The organism is Actinoallomurus iriomotensis, assembly GCF_030269445.1.
GTDB classification, from domain to species: Bacteria; Actinomycetota; Actinomycetes; order Streptosporangiales; family Streptosporangiaceae; genus Actinoallomurus; species Actinoallomurus iriomotensis.
Genome location: NZ_BSTJ01000009.1, coordinates 413,374 through 432,044, shown reverse-complemented (window position 1 = coordinate 432,044; position 18,671 = coordinate 413,374). Strand labels below are relative to the sequence as shown.

Here is an 18,671-nt window from a genome sequence, read left to right as displayed (position 1 = left end):
GGTGTCACTTCACTCGGACAAAGTGGTCGGCGGGGCGTGGATCGCTCCGGTGGGCGCGGGCCGCGTACACGGTGAGCGGGAGCGCGGCGAGAACGGCCGGGATCCCCGTCCAGGGCAGGTGCGCCAGGTCGAGGCCCGCGTCGAGGGCGTGGCCGCCGAGCCACGATCCGCCGGCGATCCCGAGGTTGAACGCCGAGGCGCTGGTCGCCGTGATCAGGGTGGGGGCCGAGGGCGCGGCGGCGAGCGCCCGTTCCTGCAGCAGCGGGATGAGCGCGCCCATCACCACGCCGAGGACGAGGACGGTCACGACCGTCATCGCGTGGAGCCGTCCGGCGAGTGCGAGAGCGGCGAGCGCCCCGGCCAGGGCGAGGATGGTCGCGGACAGCGAGCCCCACGGCGCGCGGTCCGCCAGCCGCCCGCCGGTGAAGTTGCCGACGAGCGCCCCGGCGCCAAGAACGGCCAGCAAGAGGGTGACGGTCCGGGGCGAGAAGCCGCGCAGGCCCAGGAACGGAGACAGGTAGGTGTAGAAGGCGAACAGGCCGGCCTGGGACACGACGATGACCCCGAGGAGCGTCACGACCCGCCGTTCACGCAGCGTCGCGAGTTCGGCGCGCGACGGACCGGAGGCTTCCTCGGCGGGCCTGGCCGTCAGCGCCGCGACGGCGGCGAACATCAGCGCGCTCAGCACGACGATCGCCCAGAACGTCGTCCGCCAGCCGTATGTCTGCCCGAGCCAGGTGCCCAGCGGCGCGCCGAGCACGGTGGCGAGGTTCCAGCCTGCCGCGACCACCGCGATCGCCTGACCTCGGCGCGCGGGCGGAACCATTCCGACGGCGAGCACGATGGCGACCGCGAACGACGTGCTGTGCGTCAGAGCCGTGACCATCCGGGCCGCCACCAGCATGCCGAAGCCGGTGGCCACCGCCGCGACCGCGTTGGCGCCCGCGAAAACCACGAGCAGGGCCAGGAGCAGCGCCTTGCGCGGCAGCCGGAGCGTCAGCGCGGTCACGAGTGGCCCGCCGACGGCCACCGTCAGGGCGTACCAGGACACCAGCAGTCCCGCGGTCGGCACGGGCACCCGCAGGCCGGCCGAGAGCGTCGGCAGCAGGCCGACCATCACGTACTCCGCCGTGCCCACCGTGAAGACGCATCCGGTCAGCGCGGCCAGGGCCGACCATCGCGTCCAGGCGGACGTGTTCGTTGCCATGCCTGGACGCTAAACTCTCACATCTATGTGAGAGTCAAGTCTTCCCAGGGGGACCAGGTGCGGATCGGCGAACTGTCCAGGCGGACCGGCGTGCACGAGCGGCTGCTGCGCTACTACGAGGAGCAGGACCTCCTCCGGCCCCGGCGCCGCTCCAGCGGTTATCGAGAGTACGACGAAGCGGACGTCGTCACGGTCCGCCGCATCCGCGGCCTGCTCGCCGCCGGACTGAACACCAGCGCCATCGCCACGGTCCTCCCGTGCCTGCGCGACGAGGAAGAGCACCTCGTGCCCACCTGCCCGGACCTGCTCGCCGACCTCGCCCAGGAGCGTGGCCGGATCACCCGGGCCATCGCCGATCTGCAGACCTCACGTGCCGCCCTCGACCGCGTCATCGCCGCCGCTCCCGCCGACGTCACGGCCAGGGCCCTCGACGCTCACCCGGAGCTCTCAGCCGTCCTGCCGTAGCGGCGAGGACGGCGTCCTCATGGAACGGACTCACCCCCTGACGTACCGGGTGAGGACGGCGGCTCCGTTCTTCTCGGCCGAACGGCACTCCAGGTGGGCCGGCGGACCGCCGGCGGGGAACAGCCGCTCCCCGGCGCCGAGGATCGTCGGGAAGGTCAGCAGCCGATACTCATCGATCAGGTCCTCGGCCATCAGCGCGTGCACGACGCTGATGCTGCCGGTGATGATCACGTCGCGCCGTTCACGCTTGACGACGTCGACGAGGTCGCCCTCGATGACCTGGGAGTTCGCCCACGCCGACGCGTCGGTCAGCGTACGGGAGGCGACCAGCTTCGACGCGGCGTTCATCCGCGTGGAGAACGGGTCGTCGCGGCCCGGCCACAGCCGGGAGAACAGCTCCCAGGTCCTGCGCCCCAGCAGCATGGCCCCCTCGTCCAGCGTGGCGCCGAGCTTGAACTTGTCCCCGGCGACGGTCTCGGGTCCGTGCCGGAACGCCCAGCCGCCGGACGGCGTGCCCGCGGACCCGTCCGGGTCCGAGACGATCCCGTCCAGAGTGACGAACTGAATGACGATGACGCTCACGATGGTGTCCTTTCGGTCGATGCTCGCCGTACATACCGGCGAGACCGGCCGGACTCATCGCTCCGCGGAAGAAAAACTTTCGGGCAGGTCGAAGGCCGGGAACACGGACGGGTCGGCGAACACCACGTTGTGCGCGACCCGCCCGCCGGTGACCGTGAGGACCTGGAGCGTGTGCAGCCGGTGTCCGCCGCCGGGCTCCGGGGCGTACGCGGCGAGGGCGGGCTGCCCGTTCGCGGTCAGGGTCCGTACCGCCCAACCCGGCCCGCGCATCGCGAACACGCGATGCATGAAGCGGCCGTAGTCGGCGCTGCCGCGGTACCACAGCGGCACCGGCGGCATCTCCAGGATCGCCTCGTCGGTGAGCAGCCGGACGAGCGCCGGGACGTCGGCCGCCTCGAACGCCTGGACGTACCGCTGGACGACCGCGCGTACCTCCGGGTCGTCCGGCTCGGCGACCTCGCCGATGTCCCCGACGCCGGCGAGGGCGGCCCGGGCCCGCTGGAGGGCGCTGTTGACCGCCGGGACCGTGGTGTCGAGCTGTGTGGCGACCTCGGCGGCGCTGAACTCCAGCACCTCGCGGAGGACGAGGACGGCGCGCTGCCGCGGCGGCAGGACCTGCGTCGCCGCCACCAGCGCGAGCCGCAGGCCGGCGCGTGCGCCCGGGTCGTACCGCGTGTCGGGGAACGGCTGGAGCCAGGGGATGTCGAGCGCCGGCGTGAGCGGCGCTCCGGGGTCGTCGCTCGGCGCGCCGATCCCGGACGGCAGCGGCCGCCGCGCCCGGCCGTCGAGCGCGGTCAGGCAGGCGTTGGTCGCGATGCGGTAGAGCCAGGTCCGTACGGACGCGCGGGCGGAGTCGTACCGGTCGCGGGCCTTCCAGGCGCGCAGCATGGTCTCCTGCACCAGGTCTTCGGCCTCGTGGAACGATCCGAGCATGCGGTAGCAGTAGGCGACCAGCTCACCGCGGTAGAGCTCGAAGTCCAAGGGCTCAGACCGGCGGCTGGTTGCGGTCGTCGTTGATGACCTCGGGATTGCCGCGCGGGGCGCGGGTGCGGCTCATCATGACGAGCTGCAGCAGGAACGAGGCGGCGCCGACGACCATCAGGATCACGCCGAGGGCGGGCAGGTCGATGCCGCTGAGGTGCGCCTTGATGGCCCACTTGAAAATGGCCCCAAGTGTGATCAGGAAGATGCTGACGCCAAAGCCCACCATGCCTCCGACCTCCGGAACCCCCACGGGCCCGGATTTCACTTCGAGTAAACACCCGACTGCTGTGGCACACCACCCTATCGACACCGATGATGACGTATGTCCCGCCGCTCGAACCAGGGGCGGCGGGACATACGAAATGGTCTCTCGTGCGGTGTATCAGGCCATCGGCTCAGAAAGCCTCTTCGGGCAGTTCCATCAGATCGGTGGTGGTCGCCTCCACGATGGCGCGCTCGGCGGCGACCTTGGGCAGCTGGGTCGCGCAGAAGAACTGCGCGGCGGCCACCTTGCCGCTGTAGAACGCCTGGTCGGCGGGTGACAGTTCGCCGCCGAGCCGGTTCAGCGCGACCTCGGCCTGCCGGCAGAGCAGCCAGGCGATGACCACGTCGCCGAGCACCATGAGCAGGCGGGTGGTGTTGAGGCCGACCTTGTAGGCCTCCTGCGGCTTCTCCATGGACTCGATCGCCCAGCCGACCATCGGGGTCACGATGCCCTGCGCGTCGTCCAGGGCCTTGGCGAGCAGGGCGCGCTCCTGCTTGAGGCGGCCGTTGCCCGCGTCGCTCTCGGCGAACTCCTTGATCTGCGTGGCGAGGTGCTGGAGCGCCTCGCCGTTGTTGCGCAGGATCTTGCGGAAGAAGAAGTCCATGCCCTGGATCGCCGTGGTGCCCTCATACAGGGAGTCGATCTTGGCGTCCCGGATGTACTGCTCGATCGGGTAGTCCTGCAGGAAGCCGGAGCCGCCGAGCGTCTGGAGCGACTGCGTCAGCACCTCGTACGCCCGCTCCGAGCCGACGCCCTTGACGATCGGCAGCAGCAGGTCGTTGACGTTCTCCGCCAGTTCGTCGCGCGTTCCCTCGGCGCGCGCGATCTGGATCTTGTCCTGGTACGTCGCGGTGTACAGGACGAGCGCCCGCATGCCCTCCGCGTAGGACTTCTGCAGCATGAGCAGGCGGCGTACGTCGGGGTGGTGGGTGATGGTGACGCGCGGCGAGGTCTTGTCGGCCATCTTGGTCAGGTCGGCGCCCTGCACGCGCTCCTTGGCGTACGCCAGCGCGTTGAGGTAGCCGGTGGACAGCGTGGAGATCGCCTTGGTGCCGACCATCATGCGGGCCTGCTCGATGATCATGAACATCTGCTTGATGCCCTCGTGCACGCCGCCCACGAGGTAGCCGACCGCCGGGTGCTTCTCGCCGAACGTCAGCTCGCAGGTCGTGGAGGCCTTCAGACCCATCTTCTTCTCGACGTTGGTGACGTACGCGCCGTTGCGCTCGCCGAGCTCACCGGTCTCGGTGTCGATGAGGTACTTCGGCACGATGAACATCGACAGGCCCTTGGTGCCCGGCCCGGCGCCCTCGGGGCGGGCCAGCACGTAGTGCAGGATGTTGTCGGCCATGTCGTGCTCGGCGCTGGTGATGAAGCGCTTGACGCCCTCGATGTGCCAGGTGCCGTCGGGCTGCTCGATCGCCTTCGTACGGCCGGCGCCGACGTCGGATCCCGCGTCCGGCTCGGTGAGCACCATGGTCGAACCCCAGTGACTCTCGATGGCGAGCTCGGCGAGCTTCTTCTGCTCGGGCGTGCCGATCTCCCACAGGAGCTGGGCGAAGCTGGGGCCGCTGGAGTACATCCAGATGGCCGGATTGGCGCCGAGGATGAGTTCGGCGACGGACCAGTGCAGGCTGCGGGGCGCGTGCATGCCGCCGAGCTCGACGGGCAGTTCGAGCCGCCACCACTCGGCGTCGTTGAAGTAGGCCTTGAACGACTTCTTGAAGGCCTCGGGCATGGTGACCGAGTGGGTGGCCGGGTCGAAGACCGGGGGGTGCCGGTCCGCGTCCTCGTACGAGTCGGCGAGCACGCCGGTCGCGAGGCGGTTCACCTCTTCCAGAGCGCTGCGCGCGGTCGCCTCGTCGACCTCACTGAAGGGCCCGGTGCCCAGGACGTCCTGACGACCGAGCACCTCGAAGAGGTTGAACTCGATGTCCCGCAGGTTGCTCTTGTAGTGGCCCATGAAGCACCCCGTAGCTCTCGGGCGGGCGAGTCGTGCCCTTACGTACCGGCTAGTAACACGCATGATGCTACCCGCCGGTAACCGGACATACAAACAGGAGAAGGGAATTTTCCGTTGCCCGGGGAGGGGGCACACATGTGCCGATGGCTCGCTTATACCGGCTCTCCGATCCTTCTCGACGAACTTCTCTACGAACCGGAGCACTCGCTGATCGAGCAGAGCCGGTTCGCCCGGCTGGGAGCGGAGACGACCAACGGCGACGGATACGGTCTGGGCCTGTACGAGGGTGACGGCGACGTCCCGCCCACGGTGGTGCGGAGCACCATACCGGCGTGGAGCGACCTGAACCTGCGCGAACTCGCCGGCCATTTCCGCTCGCGACTGTTCTTCGCGCACATCCGCGCCTCCACCGGGTCCGCGGTGCAGCAGACCAACTGCCACCCGTTCCGGTACGGCCGGTGGCTGTGGATGCACAACGGCGCGATCACCGACTTCGGCCGCCTCAAGCGCGATCTGGTGTTCGCCGTCGATCCGGAGCTCTACCCGGCGATCGAGGGCTCGACGGACTCCGAGGTGATGTTCTTCCTCGCGCTCACCTTCGGACTGCGCCAGGACCCGCCCGCGGCGGTCGAGCGGATGGTGGGTTTCGTCGAGTGGACCGGACGGCGGTACGGCGTCGAGAACGCGGTGCAGATGACCGTCGCGACCTCCGACGGCGAGCGGGTGTGGTCCTTCCGGTACTCCAGCCAGAACCGGTCGCGGTCCCTGTTCTACAGCACCGAGGTGCGCACTCTCCGGCAACTGCACCCGGAGGTCTTCATCCGGGAGGTGCTGTCCGACGACGCGCGGATCGTCGTCTCCGAGCCGCTGCGCGATCTTCCGGGCGCGTGGAACGAGGTACCCGAGTCGACGTACATCGTGACCGAGCACGGGTTGCACGAGGTACACCCGTTCCACCCCGCGTCGCCGCCATGAGAGCAGCCGTTCATATCGCCTGTTGTCACGACACGTACGCCGCCGGAACCTCTACGATTACGGCCTGTGGCCGATGCCTGGGATTCCCTCGTCGCCTGGTTCAGACGTGACCGGCCCGGCCTGACCCCCGTCGAACAGCGGCTCTGGGACGCCTACCCCACCGGCGCGCCCGTCGACCTCGGGGACGACCGGCCCGACGGCACGGACGATCCGGAGCGGATCGTGCGGGCCGAGGTGATCGCGGCCCTCCTGCTCGGCGCCCACGACCGCGCGCCCGGCCGGGTGCCGGCCCTCCGCCTCCGCGGGGCCCGGATCACCGGGGCGATCAACGTGTCCGGCGGCGAGGTCGGGTGCGAGCTCCGCCTGCGGCACTGCGTCCTGGACGAGACGCCCGACTTCTCCAACGCCCGCGCCCGGCAGATGCGGTTCGGCGACTGCTCGATGCCCGGCTTCGACGGCGGCGGGCTGCGCGTCGACGGGTTCTTCAGCCTGTCCGGGTCGGAGATCGACGGTGAGGTGCGGCTGATCCGCGGATACGTCTCCGGCGGCCTCCGGATCAACGGCGCGAAGATCCGCAACCCGGGCGGGTACGCGCTGTTCGCCGGCGGGCTCACGGTCGACGTCGGCGCGTTCATCCGTAATTCGGATATCACCGGCGGCGTACGGCTCACCGGCGCCCGGATGACCGGCGGGCTCTTCCTCGAACGTACGACGCTGCGCGCCCCCGACGGCTTCGCGCTCGACGGGGAGAACCTTCTCGTCGAGGACCGGATGGAGTGCAGCGAGGGCTTCACCGCCGAGGGCCCGGTGCGGCTGCGCGGCGCCCGGATCACCGGCACGCTGTCCTTCGACGACGGCGCGTTGCACGCCCCGGGGCAGCGAGCGCTCCACCTCTCTCACGCACAGGTCAAGGAGCTGATCCTCACGCCACGCGTGGCGATCGAGGGCGAGGTGACGCTCGGGTACTCCACGATCGACGTCATCCTCGATCGCGAGGACGTGTGGCCGGAGACGCTCCGCCTCAACGGGCTCGTCTACCAGACCCTGCGCGGCGGGCCCGAGGCCAGACGGCTGGGCTGGGTCGGCCGGGACCCGATGGGCTTCCGCCCGCAGCCGTACGAGCAGCTCGCCACGTGGCTGCGCCAGATCGGCCGGGACGACCTCGCGCGCCGGTGCCAGCTCGTCAAGCAGCGGGCGCGCCGCCGGCACCTGAACCCGGTCAGCCGTACGTGGGGCGTGCTCCTCGACTGGACGGTCGGGTACGGCTACCGGCCGTGGATCTCCGGGCTGTGGCTCGTGCTGCTGGTGGCCGTGGGCACGATCGTCTTCAGCGTGTACCACCCGCACACGATCCGGCAGCCGGACGAACGCCCGCACTTCCACGCGTTCGTCTACACACTGGATCTGATGCTGCCGCTGGAGACGTTCGGGCAGCGCAGCGCCTGGGATCCGGTCGGCTGGACGGACTGGCTGGCGTGGGGGCTGACCGGCACGGGATGGATCCTGGCGACCGCCCTGATCGCCGGTGTCGCCCGCGTGCTCCGTCGTGCGTGAGGATGGTGACGTGGGCACTTACCTGATCACCGGGGCCACCGGCGCCATCGGCGCGGCCGTGGCCGAGATGCTGCACGAGGACGGTCACCACGTCATCCTCACCGGGCGTTCGGCCGAACGCCTCGACGCCACCGCGCGCCGGATCGCCGGCGACACGGGCGGCGAACGGGTGCGCACCCTCGTCCTGGACCTGACCGACCCGCGGCAGATCGAGCCGGCGCTCGGCGAGGCGGAGCTCCCGCCGCTGGACGGCCTCGTGCACAGCGCCGGAGGGATCCGGCTGGGCACGATCGAGCAGCTGCGGCCCGGCGACTGGCTCGACCAGCTCCTGGTGAACACCGCCGCGCCCGCCGAGCTGACCCGCCTGCTGCTGCCGTCGCTGCGCGCGGCCCGTGGACACGTGGTGTTCGTCAACTCCGGCTCGGGGCTGCGCTCCAAGCCGGCCTGGAGCGCGTACGCGGCGAGCAAGCACGCGCTGCGCGCACTCGCCGACTCGCTGCGCGCGGAGGAGCCGGAGCTGCGGGTCACGTCGGTGTTCCCGGGCCGTACGGCGAGCGAGATGCAGCGTCAGGTGCGCGCCCTGGAGGGCGAGGAGTACGACCCGGACGAGTTCATGTCCCCGCGGACGGTCGCCACGGTGATCGTGAACGCCCTGCGGACACCGCGCGACGCGACCGTCACCGACATCAGCGTGCGCGCATAGACGCCTCCCGGAGGTCAGGCCGTGCGCTGCCGGGTCATCCAGGCGGCGAGGATGCCGCCGATCAGCCCGAACATGTGCGCCTGCCAGGAGATCCCGGGCTGTCCCGGCAGCGCGCCGAAGATCATCGTGCCGTAGAACACGGCGAGGATGACGGCCACCACGATGTCGAACGCCCGGTGCTCGACGAAGCCGCGGGCGAGCAGGTAGCCGAAGTATCCGAAGATCAGTCCGCTGGCCCCGACGGTCACACTGTCGGGCGCGGAGAGGAAGAAGACGCCCAGGCCGCTCGCCACGATGATGATCAGGCTGACCGAGACGAAGCGTGACACCCCGCGCAGCGCGGCCAGGAAGGCGAAGACCGCCAACGGCACGGAGTTGGCCATGATGTGGTCGAGGTTCGCGTGGAGGAACGGCGCGGTGAAGACGTGCCAGATCTGGCCCGTGTCGTGCGGGCGGATGCCGTAACGGGCGCTGAGCGCGCCGTCGTCGGCGTAGTTCACCACTTCCACCGCCCAGCACGCGCCGAGCAGCAGGAACGTCATGAAGAGAGCACCGACCACACGCGACGCGTGCCCGGTGAGCCCGTCACTCGGCGAACGCGTGGGGAGGGAGGCGTCGGTCATGCGGCAACGGTACGTCGCCCGGTGTGTCGGCGAAATAAGTTCAGCCGTGCTGTGGATGACCGAGGGCGCTCAGTACCAGGCGGGGGCCGTCGGGAGGGGCTTCAGGCGCAGGTAGCGACGCTCCTCCGGGGTGGTGCCGCCCCAGATGCCGGCCGGCTCGCCGGCGCGGAGGGCCCAGTTCAGGCAGTCCGCGGTGACCGGGCAGCCCGCGCACACGCGCTTGGCCTCTTCCACCTGCATGATGGCCGGTCCGGTCGCGCTCACCGGGTAGAAGAGTTCGGGGTCCTCGCCACGACAGGCCGCGAGGTCCGTCCAGTGCTCGATGTTCACACCCACTCCAGGTCGAACAGGGCGGCCACCGCCTCGGGGGAGGCACTCGCGCGCCCCCGAGCCGGCAGCAGCCGGTTGATGATCTGTTGCAGCGACGCCTCGACGAGACCTAGGTGGTCGTCGGCCAGTGCGGGTGCCCGGCGGGCCAGCCGGGCCAGTTCCGTGGCGACGAGATCCTCGAGACGGTGGTCCAGCAGGCGGGTCGGAGACACCAGCACGGGCGGTGCGGTCACTGCCGCCTCCATCGACGCATTGACATGTTGTAGTACTACCAACTGTAGTACTACGTGGGGTCGTGTCAATCCGCACTAAGGTGATTCACGTGCCGACCGACGTGATCTTCCGCTCCGCCACCGAGAAGGACGTGCCCGCCATCGTCGCCCTGCTGGCGGACGACATGATCGGCGCCGGCCGCGAAGGCGAGTCCGGCCGCTACCTGGCCGCGTTCCGCGATGTCGACGCGGACCCCCGCAACCACCTGGTGGTCGCCGAGATCGACGGCGAGGTCGCCGGCACGCTGCAGATCACTTACATCCCCGGCCTCAGCCGGATGGGCGCCGAGCGCGCCCAGATCGAGGCGGTGCGCGTCGCCTCCGCCCACCGGAGCCGCGGCCTCGGCCGCGAGATGATCACCTGGGCGGTCGACCAGGCGAAACAGCGCGGGTGCGGCCTGGTCCAGCTCACCTCCGACAAGCGCCGCGCCGACGCCATCCGCTTCTATGAGTCCCTCGGCTTCGAGCCCACCCACGAGGGACTCAAGCTCCAGCTCTGACGCCGGCGTACTCGCCGGTCCCGCCCGGCCCCGGCGCAAGATCATCGGTCAAGGGCATTCCCGGTTTCCGTTGTCGGGGCCACGCGCGGGCGGTGATCACTGAATCATCTGGCTCATCGTCGGCGAGGTGATCGGAGAAGCCCCATGGCCGAAAAGGAGCTGTTCGGCGGGATCGAGCCCACGTGGCGCGTCGCGGTCGCGGCCGAGTTCTGCCGGATCGAGGAGGTCTGCGCGCGGGCCGCGCGGGCGCAGTGGGAGACCGTACGGATCTGGCGGTTCATCAACCTCGGGCTCGGCTCGTCCGCCGTCGTCTCGGCCGGGGTGGCCGGCAGCGTCGCACTCGCCGGGGACCGGTTCCCCGTGGTGGCCGGCGCGCTCGCCCTGTCGGCCGCGATGCTGACCACCGTGATCAGCATGGTGGGGCCGGCGCGCAAGGAGAGCCAGGCCGTGGAGGCCGCGAAGGCCTACCAGTCGGCGGAGACGGCGGCCCGTCAGGCGCGGCAGGTGGACCTGCCCGGCCACACGTTCGCCCAGGCGCGGCAGAGCCTCGGCGAGCTGACCGACCGCTGGCACGCCGCCAACCGTACGGCCACGCCGGTGCCCCGCTGGGCGCAGCGCCGCGCCGGCCGCGGGACGTACGAAAACCGGACCGAGGAGATCCTGACCGACCGGGTCAGCGAGGTCGTCCGCGTCTTCCGCGCTCCCCGCCGTACCGTCGACCAGGTGTCGTGAGGCCGCCCGCACGGCCCAGCCCCGACCGAAATGAACCTTTTGCCACTTCCGCTGCGTATGTGGAGATGTGGCGGTCCCCGGATCACCTCACCTCCGGCGACCAGAGAGGGGCGGGGCGATGCGACACGCGATGCGGTACGACGAAGAACTGCGGCTGCTCGGCGAACTGCACGATGAGCTGGCCGGACTCGGGCTGAACGTCGGCTTTCGCGAGGCACTGCCCGGCCTCACCGTCACGACCGACGTCCCCGGTGTCCCGCTGTACGTCTTCGTCAGCGAGTCCGGCACCGACTTCGACTGGCACAACGCCGCGATGCGCCATCCGGTCCGCGACCCCGCGGGAGCCGCACGACGCATCGCGGCGTTCCTGCGCGAGCACCGTACGGGCGCTCGCTGAGCTCACTTCCCCCCGACGCCGGCCATCCCGGCGACCAGCCACCGCCGCGCGAACAGGTAGACCACGAAGATCGGGAACGCGGACAGCAGCACCGCCGCCATCAGACCGGGGATGTTCGAGCTGAACTGGCCCTGGAAGTTGTACAGGCCGAGTGTCTGCACCCGCTGTTCGTCGGACTGGGTGAGGATCAGCGGGAACAGGAAGCCGTTCCAGGCGTTCAGCGCGCAGTAGACCGACACGGTGGTCAGCGACGCGCGGCTGAGCGGCAGCGCGAGGCTCCACATCAGCCGCACCGACCCGCCGCCCTCCAGCGTCATCGCCTCGTACAGCTCCCGTGGCACGTCCCGCAGCGCGGAGGCCAGCACGAGGATGCTGAGCGGCAGGCCGAAGGCGACCGTGGGCAGCACGATCGCGGTCAGCGAGTCGTACAGGTGCATCCGGGTGATCAGCAGGTACACCGGGATGATCGTCGCCTGGGCCGGGATGGCCAGGCCGGCGAGGAAGAGCCGGAAGATCCCGGAGACCGCCCGGCTGCGGGACCGCACGATCGCGTACGCGGCCGGGAACGCCAGCAGCACGGTCAGCGCGGCGCTCGCGACCGTCACGATGGCCGTGTTGATCAGGTAGCGCGTGAAGCCGCGGTCGAAGACGTCGACGAAGTTGTGCCCGGTGACGTGCCGCGGGAGCGACAGCGGGCCGCCGTCGAGGTAGGAGTCGGTGGTCTGCAGGGCGTCCTTGACCATGAGGTAGATCGGGATGATCACGAACGCGAGCCAGACGACGGCCGCGACGCCCGCCCCCCAGTTCGGCCGTTCCGTGAGGCGGCGACCGCGCACGGCACGGTGCGCCCCCCTCAGCCTGACATCGGCCATCCTCAGATCCCCTCCAGCGTGCTGCGCATCTTGGCGAACCCGGAGAACCGGACGATGAGCAGCGACAGGGCGGTGCCGAGCGCGACCAAGGCGAGCGCGATCACGCTGGCGTACCCCATCTGGTAGTCGCGGAAGGCGGTCATGTACATGTGCTGCGGCAGGATGTTCGTCGCGCTCCCCGGCCCGCCCCCGGTGAGGATCAGCACGGTCTCGAAGTAGGTGAGCGACCCGACGAGCATCAGCACCGACGAGGTGACGATGGTGTTGCGCAGCTGCGGCAGCGTGATGTGCCGGAACTGCCGCACCCGCCCGGCGCCGTCGACGGTGGCCGCGTCGTACAGCGACTGCGGGATCTGCCGCGTGGCCGCCTGGTAGAGCAGCGTGTGGAACGGCACGAACTGCCAGGCGACGACCACCACGACGCAGCCCAGCGCGCCGCGCGGGCTTCCGATGATGTTGCCGTCGGGGAAGCCGATGTAGTGGCCCCACTTGGCGGCGAGCCCGAAGTTGGGGTCGAGGAGCGTCAGCCAGGTGATGGCGATCGCCGCCGTCGACATGAGCAGCGGCAGGAAGAAGATCGACGACAGCACCGCCCGGTTGCGCTGCCGGCCGGCCGCCCACACGCCGAGCAGCAGCGCCAGCGGGGTCTGCACCGCCCAGCACAGGACGGTGAGGATCGCGCTGATCCGCAGCGACTGCCACACCGACGAGTCGGACAGCAGACGGCTCCAGTTGTCCAGGCCGTTGAACCTGGGCGTGCCGAGGCCGTTCCAGGAGGTGAACGACAGCACCGCCACGAGCAGGAGCGGCAGCCCGGCGAAGACCATGAAGAACAGCGCCGCCGGCACGACCCACAGCACACCCGGCCGCGCCGCCCGGTCGGTGCTCTTCTCAGCCGCACGGACGCCCCCGCGGCGCGCGGCCGGGAGCGCGGTGGTCACTTAACCGACTCCAGGGCGGTGACGAACTGCTGCGGGGTCTGCTTGCCGGAGAAGACCTTCTGCAGGTTCGCCAGCAGCGGCGTCTTGAACTGCGGCATCAGCGCCTGGTCCCACGAGAGGGTGAAGCTCGGCGCCTTCTGCACGAGTTGGTAGACGTAGCGCGCGAACTCCGGCTGGGGCGAGGCGGACAGCTTCGCGTCGATGCCGGTCACGGCCGGCACGTCGCCGGACTTGATGAGCGCGTCCACGTACGCCGGTGCGGCCATCTCCTTCTTGAGGAAGGCGATCGCGGCGTCCTTGTCGACGGACTTGGTGCTGACCGAGAAGTAGTTGGTCGGGTTGCCGACGACGGCGTTCGGGTCGCCCTTGCCGTCGGCCACCGACGGGAACGGCGCGAAGCCGAGGTCCGTCTCGGCGAACTTCCGGTGCCGTTCGACCTGGTTGGAGACCTCCCAGGTGCCCATGAGATGCATGGCCGCCTTGCCCTTGGCGAACAGCAGCCCGGCGCCGTCGTTGACGTAGTTGACCGAGTTGAAGTTCGTGCCGAACGCGCCGCGGCGCACCAGGTCCTGGATCTGGCTCAACGCCGTGGCGATCGCCGGGTCGCGCCAGGCGCCGGGCCGGCCGGCCGCGATGTTCTGGAAGACGGTCGGGCCGCCCGCGCGTTCGACGAGGTACTCCAGCCACATGAGTTCGGGCCACTGGTCGAGGCCGCCGAGGGCGAACGGCTGGATCTTCTTCCCCTTGAAGAAGTCGACCAGCTTGAGCAGGTCGTCGTAGGTCGCCGGCGGTTTCTGGCCCTGCTCGGCGAAGAGCGTCTTGTTGTAGAACAGCACGACCGGCTGCATGCCGCGCATCGGGATGCCGTAGTACTTCCCGTCGATCTGCCCGGCGTTCAGCACTGAGGGCAGGAAGGAGTTCTTCCAGGTCGTGTCGGCGTTCAGCTGCGAGCTCAGGTCGACCAGGCCACCGGCCTGCACGTAGTTGCGGATGCTGCCGGCGCCCCAGTTGAACAGCAGGTCGGGCGGGTTGGGCGACCCCATGCTCACCCGCAGCTTGTCGGCGTAGACCGCGCCGTCGCTGGAGATCGGCAGCAGTTTCACCTTGCCGGAGGAGCCCTTGTTGAAGTCGTCGATCGCCACGTTCTGCACGCGGTTCTGCGCCTCGTCGACCAGGACCCAGGCCTGGACGGTCTTCCCGCCTCCCTTCGCGCCGGCCGGGCCGGAGGTGCCGCAGGCGCTGAGGAGAGGCGCGGACAGGCCGGTGATCGCGGCAGCGGACAGGAAGGTGCGCCGAGAGAGGGGCGTCTCGCCCATCAGGACCTCCTTGACTGGGGGTGGGAGAACGGTCCGAGAACGCGGGCGATAGATTTTCGAAAATTTATCGATATCTATTGCTGCCGTACCCTAGAAAAGGCCGGTACGGGGGTCAACCCCCTGTCACGTAATCGTGAACTGCGCTCGGCTAAGCCGCTGGATACGATGGTCTGTGCCGGTTCGAAAGTTTGCGATAGCATTCGTGATCACAGGTCGGCGGAGCGAAGGAAGGTAGCGTCATCAGCGAGCAGCCCACACGACCCACGCTTGCCCTGATCGCATCGGAGGCGGGCGTGTCGCAGGCCACCGTCTCCAAGGTGCTGAACGGCCGCACCGACGTGGCGCCCGCCACGCGCGAGCGGGTCGCGGACCTGCTGAGGACGCACAACTACCTCGCGCCGGGCGGTCGTCGTGCGCGCCGTTCCGGGCTGGTCGACCTGGTCATCGGCGGACTGGACAGCCCGTGGGCGGTGGAGATCCTGCGCGGCGTCGAGGCGGAGTGCACCGAGCGGGGCACGGGCACCGTCGTCTCCCTCGTACGCGACGACGACGCGCGCCCGCCCAGCTGGACCTCCATGACGACCATGCACGACAGCGACGGCGTGATCCTGGTGACCTCGAGCATGACGTCGCAGCAGCGTGAGCAGCTCGAACGCGCGGGGATCGCCCTCGTCGTCATCGACCCGGTCGACCTGCCCGACACCGACGTGGCCAGCGTCGGCGCGACCAACTGGGCGGGCGGCATGGCCGCGACCGAGCACCTGCTGTCGCTCGGGCACCGGCGCATCGCGGCCATCGGCGGCCCGCGCACCATGCTCTGCACCCAGGCCCGCATCGACGGCTACCGGACCGCGCTGGAGCGCGCGGGCATCGAGTTCGACCGGCGGCTCGTCCTGTACGGCGACTTCCGGCACGAGGGCGGGTTCCGCGCCTCCCGTGAGCTGCTCGCCCTGGACGACCGGCCGACGGCGATCTTCGCGGGCAGCGACCAGCAGGCCATGGGCGCGTACGAGGCCGCCCGGCAGGCCGGGCTGCGGGTGCCCGACGATCTGAGCGTCGTCGGCTTCGACGACCTTCCCCTGTGCCAGTGGCTGTCACCGCCGTTGACCACGGTCCGCCAGCCCCTGGAGGAGATGGGCCGGCTCGCGGCCCGCATGCTGTTCCAGCAGCTCGACGGCGAGGCCCTCGTGAGTCCTCGCATGGAGCTCGCCACCGATCTGCGGGTCCGGCTGTCCACCGCGCCGCCGCCCGCCGCCTAGGGAGGGCCGCCCATGGCCGAGACGCTCCGCACCCACGAGTCGTGGCGGGACCCCCGGCTCCCGGTGGCCGAGCGGGTCGCCGACCTGCTCGACCGCATGACCATCGAGGAGAAGGCCGCGCAGCTCATCGGCTACTGGGCCGAGTCCGCGCGCGAGGGCGAGGAGGTGGCGCCGCTGCCCGACGACTTCGGCGAGCCGCCGCCGCTGGAGGAGGTCCTCCGGCACGGGCTCGGCCAGCTCACCCGCGTCTTCGGCACGGCGCCGGTACGCCCGGCCGACGGCGCGGCGCGGCTGCGCGAGCTCCAGGCACGGGTGACGGCGGCGAACCGCTTCGGCATCCCCGCGATCGCGCACGAGGAGTGCCTCACCGGCTTCATGACCTGGACCGCGACCGTGTTCCCCTGCCCGCTCGCCTGGGGCGCGAGCTTCGACCCGGAGCTGGTCGAGGAGATGGCCGCCGCCGTCGCGGCGACCATGCGGCGCGCCGGCGTGCACCAGGGACTGGCACCGGTCCTCGACGTCACCCGCGACTACCGCTGGGGCCGTACGGAGGAGACCATCGGCGAGGACCCCTACCTCGTCGGCGTCGTCGGCACCGCCTACGTCCGCGGGCTCGAACGCGCGGGTCTGGTCGCGACGCTCAAGCACTTCGCCGGGTACTCCGCCTCGCGCGGGGGCCGCAACATGGCCCCGGTGCCGATGGGCCCGCGGGAGTTCGCCGACGTCATCCTCGAACCCTTCGTGCTCGCGCTGCGCGAGGGCGGCGCGCGTGCGGTGATGAACTCCTACGCCGACGTCGACGGCGTTCCCATGGCCGCCAACGAGCGCCTGCTCACCGGGCTGCTCCGCGAGGAGCTCGGCTTCACCGGCATCGTGGTGGCCGACTACTTCGCGATCTCGTTCCTGGAGGACATGCACGGGGTCGCGGGCTCCCCCGGGGAGGCGGCCGCGCTCGCGCTGCGCGCCGGCGTCGACGTCGAGCTGCCCACCGTGCGCTGCTACGGCGCTCCGCTCGTCGAACAGGTGCGGCGTGGCACGGTGCCCGAGGAGCATCTCGACCGGGCGGTCGCCCGGGTGCTCGCGCTCAAGTGCGAGCTCGGGCTGCTGGACGACCGGGTGGAGGAGACGGACGCGGCCGACCTGGACCCACCCGAGCTGCGGCACCTCGCACGCCGCCTCGCGGAGGAGTCGGTCGTGCTGCTGGCCAACGACGGCGTGCTCCCGCTGCGGGCGCGGCGGCTGGCCGTGGCCGGCCCGCTGGCCGACGACGCGCGGGCGATGATGGGCTGCTACACCTTCCCCAACCACATGGCCGCGCGGTACCCGGACCTGCCGATCGGCGTGGAGGTGTCCTCTCTCACCGAGGCGCTGCGGGCCGAGCTGCCCGGCGTCGAGCTGACGGCGGCGGGCGGCGGCGACGTCATGGTGTCCAGCGACGGCGACATCGATGCGGCGGTCGCGGCGGCGCGCGGGGCCGACGTGTGCGTGCTCGCCCTCGGCGACCGGGCCGGGATGTTCGGCCACGGCACGTCCGGCGAGGGCTGCGACGCCGAGACGCTCGCCCTGCCCGGCCGGCAGCGCGCGCTCGCCGAGGCGGTGCTGGCGACCGGCACTCCCACGGTCGTGGTCCTGCTGACCGGCCGGCCGTACGCGCTGGGCGGCATCGCCGATCGGGCCGCCGCCGTGGTGCAGACCTTCTTCCCCGGCGAGGAGGGCGCCCCGGCGATCGCCGGAGTGCTGTCCGGCCGGGTCGAGCCGTCGGGCCGGCTGCCGGTGAGCGTGCCGCGCCACCCGGGCGGCCAGCCGGGCACCTACCTGCGGCCCCGTACGGGCGCGTCGTCGCGGTGGAGCGCGGTGGACCCCGAGCCGCTGTTCGCGTTCGGGCACGGCCTGACGTGGACGAGGTTCGGCTACGAGGACCTGCGCGTGGACCCCTCCGCGCCGACGGACGGCACGGTCGAGGTCGCGGCGACCGTGCGCAATCTCGGTGACCGTCCCGGCACCGAGGTCGTGCAGCTGTACCTGTCCGACCCGGTGGCCTCCGTCGTACAGCCGGTGCGCCGGCTGGCAGGGTGGGCGCGGGTGCGGCTCGCGCCGGGCGCGACGGCCCGGGTGACCTTCTCGGTGCACGCCGACCGTACCGCGTTCACCGGCACCGACCTGCGCCGGATCGTCGAGCCGGGGACCATCGAGGTGGCGGTAGGCTCGTCCTCCGAGGACCTGCCGCTGCGCGGGGAGTTCATGCTCACCGGCGCCGAGCGTGTCCTCGGCGCCGGGCGGGTGCTCACCGTCCCGGTGACGGTCACTCCCTGACCAGCTCGACCGGGATGTTGCCCCGGGTCGCGTTGGAGTACGGGCACACCTGGTGTGTGGCCTCGAGCAGTTCGCGGCCGGTCTCGGCGTCCACGTGGTCCGGCAGTTCGACGCGCAGCGTGACGCTGAGACTGAAGCCGCCCGAGCCGTTCGGGTGCAGGCCCACCTCACCGGTCACGGAGGCGTCGGCCACGTCGATGTTCTTCTTGCTCGCCACGAGCCCCAGCGCGCTGGCGAAGCAGGCGGAGTAACCGGCCGCGAAGAGCTGCTCGGGGTTGGTGCCTTCTCCGCTGCCGCCGAGCTCCTTCGGCATGGCGAGCGTGACGTCGAGCTTGTTGTCGGAGCTGACGGCCCGGCCGTCGCGGCCTGAGGCGGTGGCGATCGCGGTGTAGAGAGCGCTCATGACATTCTCCTGTCT

At 70.7% G+C, this 18,671-nt stretch carries 21 protein-coding genes; 9 read left to right on the top strand and 12 right to left on the bottom strand.

What is annotated here, in order from left to right; translation table 11 throughout:
- Positions 1-4 precede the first annotated feature (4 nt).
- On the bottom strand, positions 5-1,207 hold the full coding sequence (locus QSK37_RS34500) for an MFS transporter (RefSeq protein WP_285629516.1): 1,203 nt from the start codon (positions 1,205-1,207) through the stop codon (positions 5-7).
- A 27-nt stretch (positions 1,208-1,234) separates the two neighbouring features.
- On the opposite strand from QSK37_RS34500, the gene QSK37_RS34495 reads away from it, so the two are divergent.
- Positions 1,235-1,672: a MerR family transcriptional regulator gene (locus tag QSK37_RS34495; RefSeq protein ID WP_349498013.1), complete on the top strand. Its 438-nt coding sequence runs from the start codon at positions 1,235-1,237 to the stop codon at positions 1,670-1,672.
- A 30-nt stretch (positions 1,673-1,702) separates the two neighbouring features.
- Here QSK37_RS34495 and QSK37_RS34490 read toward each other — a convergent pair whose 3' ends face one another.
- From QSK37_RS34490 to QSK37_RS34475, 4 genes are all read right to left on the bottom strand, one after another.
- Entirely contained in the window at positions 1,703-2,254 is a 552-nt protein-coding gene (locus QSK37_RS34490) for a dihydrofolate reductase family protein (RefSeq protein ID WP_285629515.1), read from the bottom strand.
- A gap of 54 nt (positions 2,255-2,308) precedes the next feature.
- A complete protein-coding gene (locus QSK37_RS34485; protein WP_285629514.1) occupies positions 2,309-3,235 on the bottom strand; it encodes a sigma-70 family RNA polymerase sigma factor in 927 nt (308 codons plus the stop codon).
- A 4-nt stretch (positions 3,236-3,239) separates the two neighbouring features.
- On the bottom strand, positions 3,240-3,464 hold the full coding sequence (locus tag QSK37_RS34480) for a DUF6458 family protein (protein WP_285629513.1): 225 nt from the start codon (positions 3,462-3,464) through the stop codon (positions 3,240-3,242).
- Positions 3,465-3,633: 169 nt separating this feature from the next.
- Positions 3,634-5,466 carry an acyl-CoA dehydrogenase gene (locus QSK37_RS34475; protein ID WP_285629512.1) on the bottom strand — a complete coding sequence of 611 codons (1,833 nt, stop codon included), beginning with the start codon at positions 5,464-5,466 and terminating at the stop codon, positions 3,634-3,636.
- Between the two features lie 135 nt (positions 5,467-5,601).
- Between QSK37_RS34475 and QSK37_RS34470 the strand changes: the two genes are divergently transcribed.
- The 3 genes from QSK37_RS34470 (at position 5,602) to QSK37_RS34460 (ending at position 8,698) form a co-directional block, all read left to right on the top strand.
- Positions 5,602-6,441 (top strand): class II glutamine amidotransferase, encoded by an 840-nt coding sequence (locus QSK37_RS34470; protein WP_285629511.1) that lies wholly within the window; start codon positions 5,602-5,604, stop codon positions 6,439-6,441.
- A gap of 66 nt (positions 6,442-6,507) precedes the next feature.
- Positions 6,508-7,995: a hypothetical protein gene (locus QSK37_RS34465; protein ID WP_285629510.1), complete on the top strand. Its 1,488-nt coding sequence runs from the start codon at positions 6,508-6,510 to the stop codon at positions 7,993-7,995.
- Positions 7,996-8,005: 10 nt separating this feature from the next.
- The gene (locus QSK37_RS34460) at positions 8,006-8,698 is read left to right on the top strand and encodes an SDR family oxidoreductase (RefSeq protein ID WP_285629509.1); all 693 of its coding nucleotides are present in this window, start codon (positions 8,006-8,008) and stop codon (positions 8,696-8,698) included.
- A 14-nt stretch (positions 8,699-8,712) separates the two neighbouring features.
- On the opposite strand, the gene QSK37_RS34455 is transcribed toward QSK37_RS34460, so the two are convergent.
- The 3 genes from QSK37_RS34455 to QSK37_RS34445 all read right to left on the bottom strand — a co-directional run bounded on the left by QSK37_RS34455 (position 8,713) and on the right by QSK37_RS34445 (position 9,884).
- A complete protein-coding gene (locus QSK37_RS34455; protein ID WP_285582195.1) occupies positions 8,713-9,321 on the bottom strand; it encodes a rhomboid family intramembrane serine protease in 609 nt (202 codons plus the stop codon).
- A gap of 69 nt (positions 9,322-9,390) precedes the next feature.
- Positions 9,391-9,651, bottom strand: a complete 261-nt coding sequence (locus QSK37_RS34450; protein WP_285582194.1) for a WhiB family transcriptional regulator — start codon at positions 9,649-9,651, stop codon at positions 9,391-9,393.
- A complete protein-coding gene (locus QSK37_RS34445) occupies positions 9,648-9,884 on the bottom strand; it encodes a hypothetical protein (protein ID WP_285582192.1) in 237 nt (78 codons plus the stop codon). The genes QSK37_RS34450 and QSK37_RS34445 overlap by 4 nt, the downstream gene beginning before the upstream one ends.
- An 89-nt stretch (positions 9,885-9,973) precedes the next feature.
- Between QSK37_RS34445 and QSK37_RS34440 the strand changes: the two genes are divergently transcribed.
- The 3 genes from QSK37_RS34440 (at position 9,974) to QSK37_RS34430 (ending at position 11,552) form a co-directional block, all read left to right on the top strand.
- Positions 9,974-10,423, top strand: a complete 450-nt coding sequence (locus QSK37_RS34440) for a GNAT family N-acetyltransferase (RefSeq protein WP_285629508.1) — start codon at positions 9,974-9,976, stop codon at positions 10,421-10,423.
- 144 nt (positions 10,424-10,567) lie between these two features.
- Positions 10,568-11,155, top strand: a complete 588-nt coding sequence (locus QSK37_RS34435) for a hypothetical protein (RefSeq protein ID WP_285629507.1) — start codon at positions 10,568-10,570, stop codon at positions 11,153-11,155.
- A gap of 118 nt (positions 11,156-11,273) precedes the next feature.
- Complete coding sequence (locus tag QSK37_RS34430; RefSeq protein WP_285582188.1) at positions 11,274-11,552, top strand: hypothetical protein; 279 nt, start codon at positions 11,274-11,276, stop codon at positions 11,550-11,552.
- Between the two features lie 2 nt (positions 11,553-11,554).
- Here QSK37_RS34430 and QSK37_RS34425 read toward each other — a convergent pair whose 3' ends face one another.
- The 3 genes from QSK37_RS34425 to QSK37_RS34415 form a co-directional block, all read right to left on the bottom strand.
- Positions 11,555-12,424: a carbohydrate ABC transporter permease gene (locus tag QSK37_RS34425; protein WP_285629506.1), complete on the bottom strand. Its 870-nt coding sequence runs from the start codon at positions 12,422-12,424 to the stop codon at positions 11,555-11,557.
- A 2-nt stretch (positions 12,425-12,426) separates the two neighbouring features.
- Positions 12,427-13,251 carry a carbohydrate ABC transporter permease gene (locus tag QSK37_RS34420; protein WP_285629633.1) on the bottom strand — a complete coding sequence of 275 codons (825 nt, stop codon included), beginning with the start codon at positions 13,249-13,251 and terminating at the stop codon, positions 12,427-12,429.
- Between the two features lie 110 nt (positions 13,252-13,361).
- Complete coding sequence (locus QSK37_RS34415; protein WP_285629505.1) at positions 13,362-14,681, bottom strand: ABC transporter substrate-binding protein; 1,320 nt, start codon at positions 14,679-14,681, stop codon at positions 13,362-13,364.
- 239 nt (positions 14,682-14,920) lie between these two features.
- Here QSK37_RS34415 and QSK37_RS34410 point away from each other — a divergent pair, with 239 nt between their 5' ends.
- Both QSK37_RS34410 and QSK37_RS34405 read left to right on the top strand, forming a co-directional pair.
- Positions 14,921-15,940 carry a LacI family DNA-binding transcriptional regulator gene (locus QSK37_RS34410; RefSeq protein WP_285629632.1) on the top strand — a complete coding sequence of 340 codons (1,020 nt, stop codon included), beginning with the start codon at positions 14,921-14,923 and terminating at the stop codon, positions 15,938-15,940.
- Positions 15,941-15,952: 12 nt separating this feature from the next.
- On the top strand, positions 15,953-18,253 hold the full coding sequence (locus QSK37_RS34405) for a beta-xylosidase/alpha-l-arabinosidase (protein ID WP_285629504.1): 2,301 nt from the start codon (positions 15,953-15,955) through the stop codon (positions 18,251-18,253).
- Here the strand turns inward: QSK37_RS34405 and QSK37_RS34400 are convergent.
- Complete coding sequence (locus QSK37_RS34400; protein ID WP_285629503.1) at positions 18,243-18,656, bottom strand: organic hydroperoxide resistance protein; 414 nt, start codon at positions 18,654-18,656, stop codon at positions 18,243-18,245. The two genes, QSK37_RS34405 and QSK37_RS34400, sit on opposite strands and share 11 nt — an antisense overlap.
- Between the last annotated feature and the right edge of the window lie 15 nt (positions 18,657-18,671).

Bases quoted from the DNA above. Each gene is read 5' to 3' on its own strand.
- QSK37_RS34435 (WP_285629507.1), top strand. From the start codon at position 10,568: ATGGCCGAAAAGGAGCTGTTCGGCGGGATCGAGCCCACGTGGCGCGTC.
- QSK37_RS34420 (WP_285629633.1), bottom strand. From the start codon at position 13,251: ATGGTCTTCGCCGGGCTGCCGCTCCTGCTCGTGGCGGTGCTGTCGTTC.
- QSK37_RS34425 (WP_285629506.1), bottom strand. From the start codon at position 12,424: ATGGCCGATGTCAGGCTGAGGGGGGCGCACCGTGCCGTGCGCGGTCGC.
- QSK37_RS34500 (WP_285629516.1), bottom strand. From the start codon at position 1,207: ATGGCAACGAACACGTCCGCCTGGACGCGATGGTCGGCCCTGGCCGCG.
- QSK37_RS34400 (WP_285629503.1), bottom strand. From the start codon at position 18,656: ATGAGCGCTCTCTACACCGCGATCGCCACCGCCTCAGGCCGCGACGGC.
- QSK37_RS34475 (WP_285629512.1), bottom strand. From the start codon at position 5,466: ATGGGCCACTACAAGAGCAACCTGCGGGACATCGAGTTCAACCTCTTC.
- QSK37_RS34470 (WP_285629511.1), top strand. From the start codon at position 5,602: ATGTGCCGATGGCTCGCTTATACCGGCTCTCCGATCCTTCTCGACGAA.
- QSK37_RS34455 (WP_285582195.1), bottom strand. From the start codon at position 9,321: ATGACCGACGCCTCCCTCCCCACGCGTTCGCCGAGTGACGGGCTCACC.
- QSK37_RS34405 (WP_285629504.1), top strand. From the start codon at position 15,953: ATGGCCGAGACGCTCCGCACCCACGAGTCGTGGCGGGACCCCCGGCTC.
- QSK37_RS34430 (WP_285582188.1), top strand. From the start codon at position 11,274: ATGCGACACGCGATGCGGTACGACGAAGAACTGCGGCTGCTCGGCGAA.
- QSK37_RS34415 (WP_285629505.1), bottom strand. From the start codon at position 14,681: ATGGGCGAGACGCCCCTCTCTCGGCGCACCTTCCTGTCCGCTGCCGCG.
- QSK37_RS34480 (WP_285629513.1), bottom strand. From the start codon at position 3,464: ATGGTGGGCTTTGGCGTCAGCATCTTCCTGATCACACTTGGGGCCATT.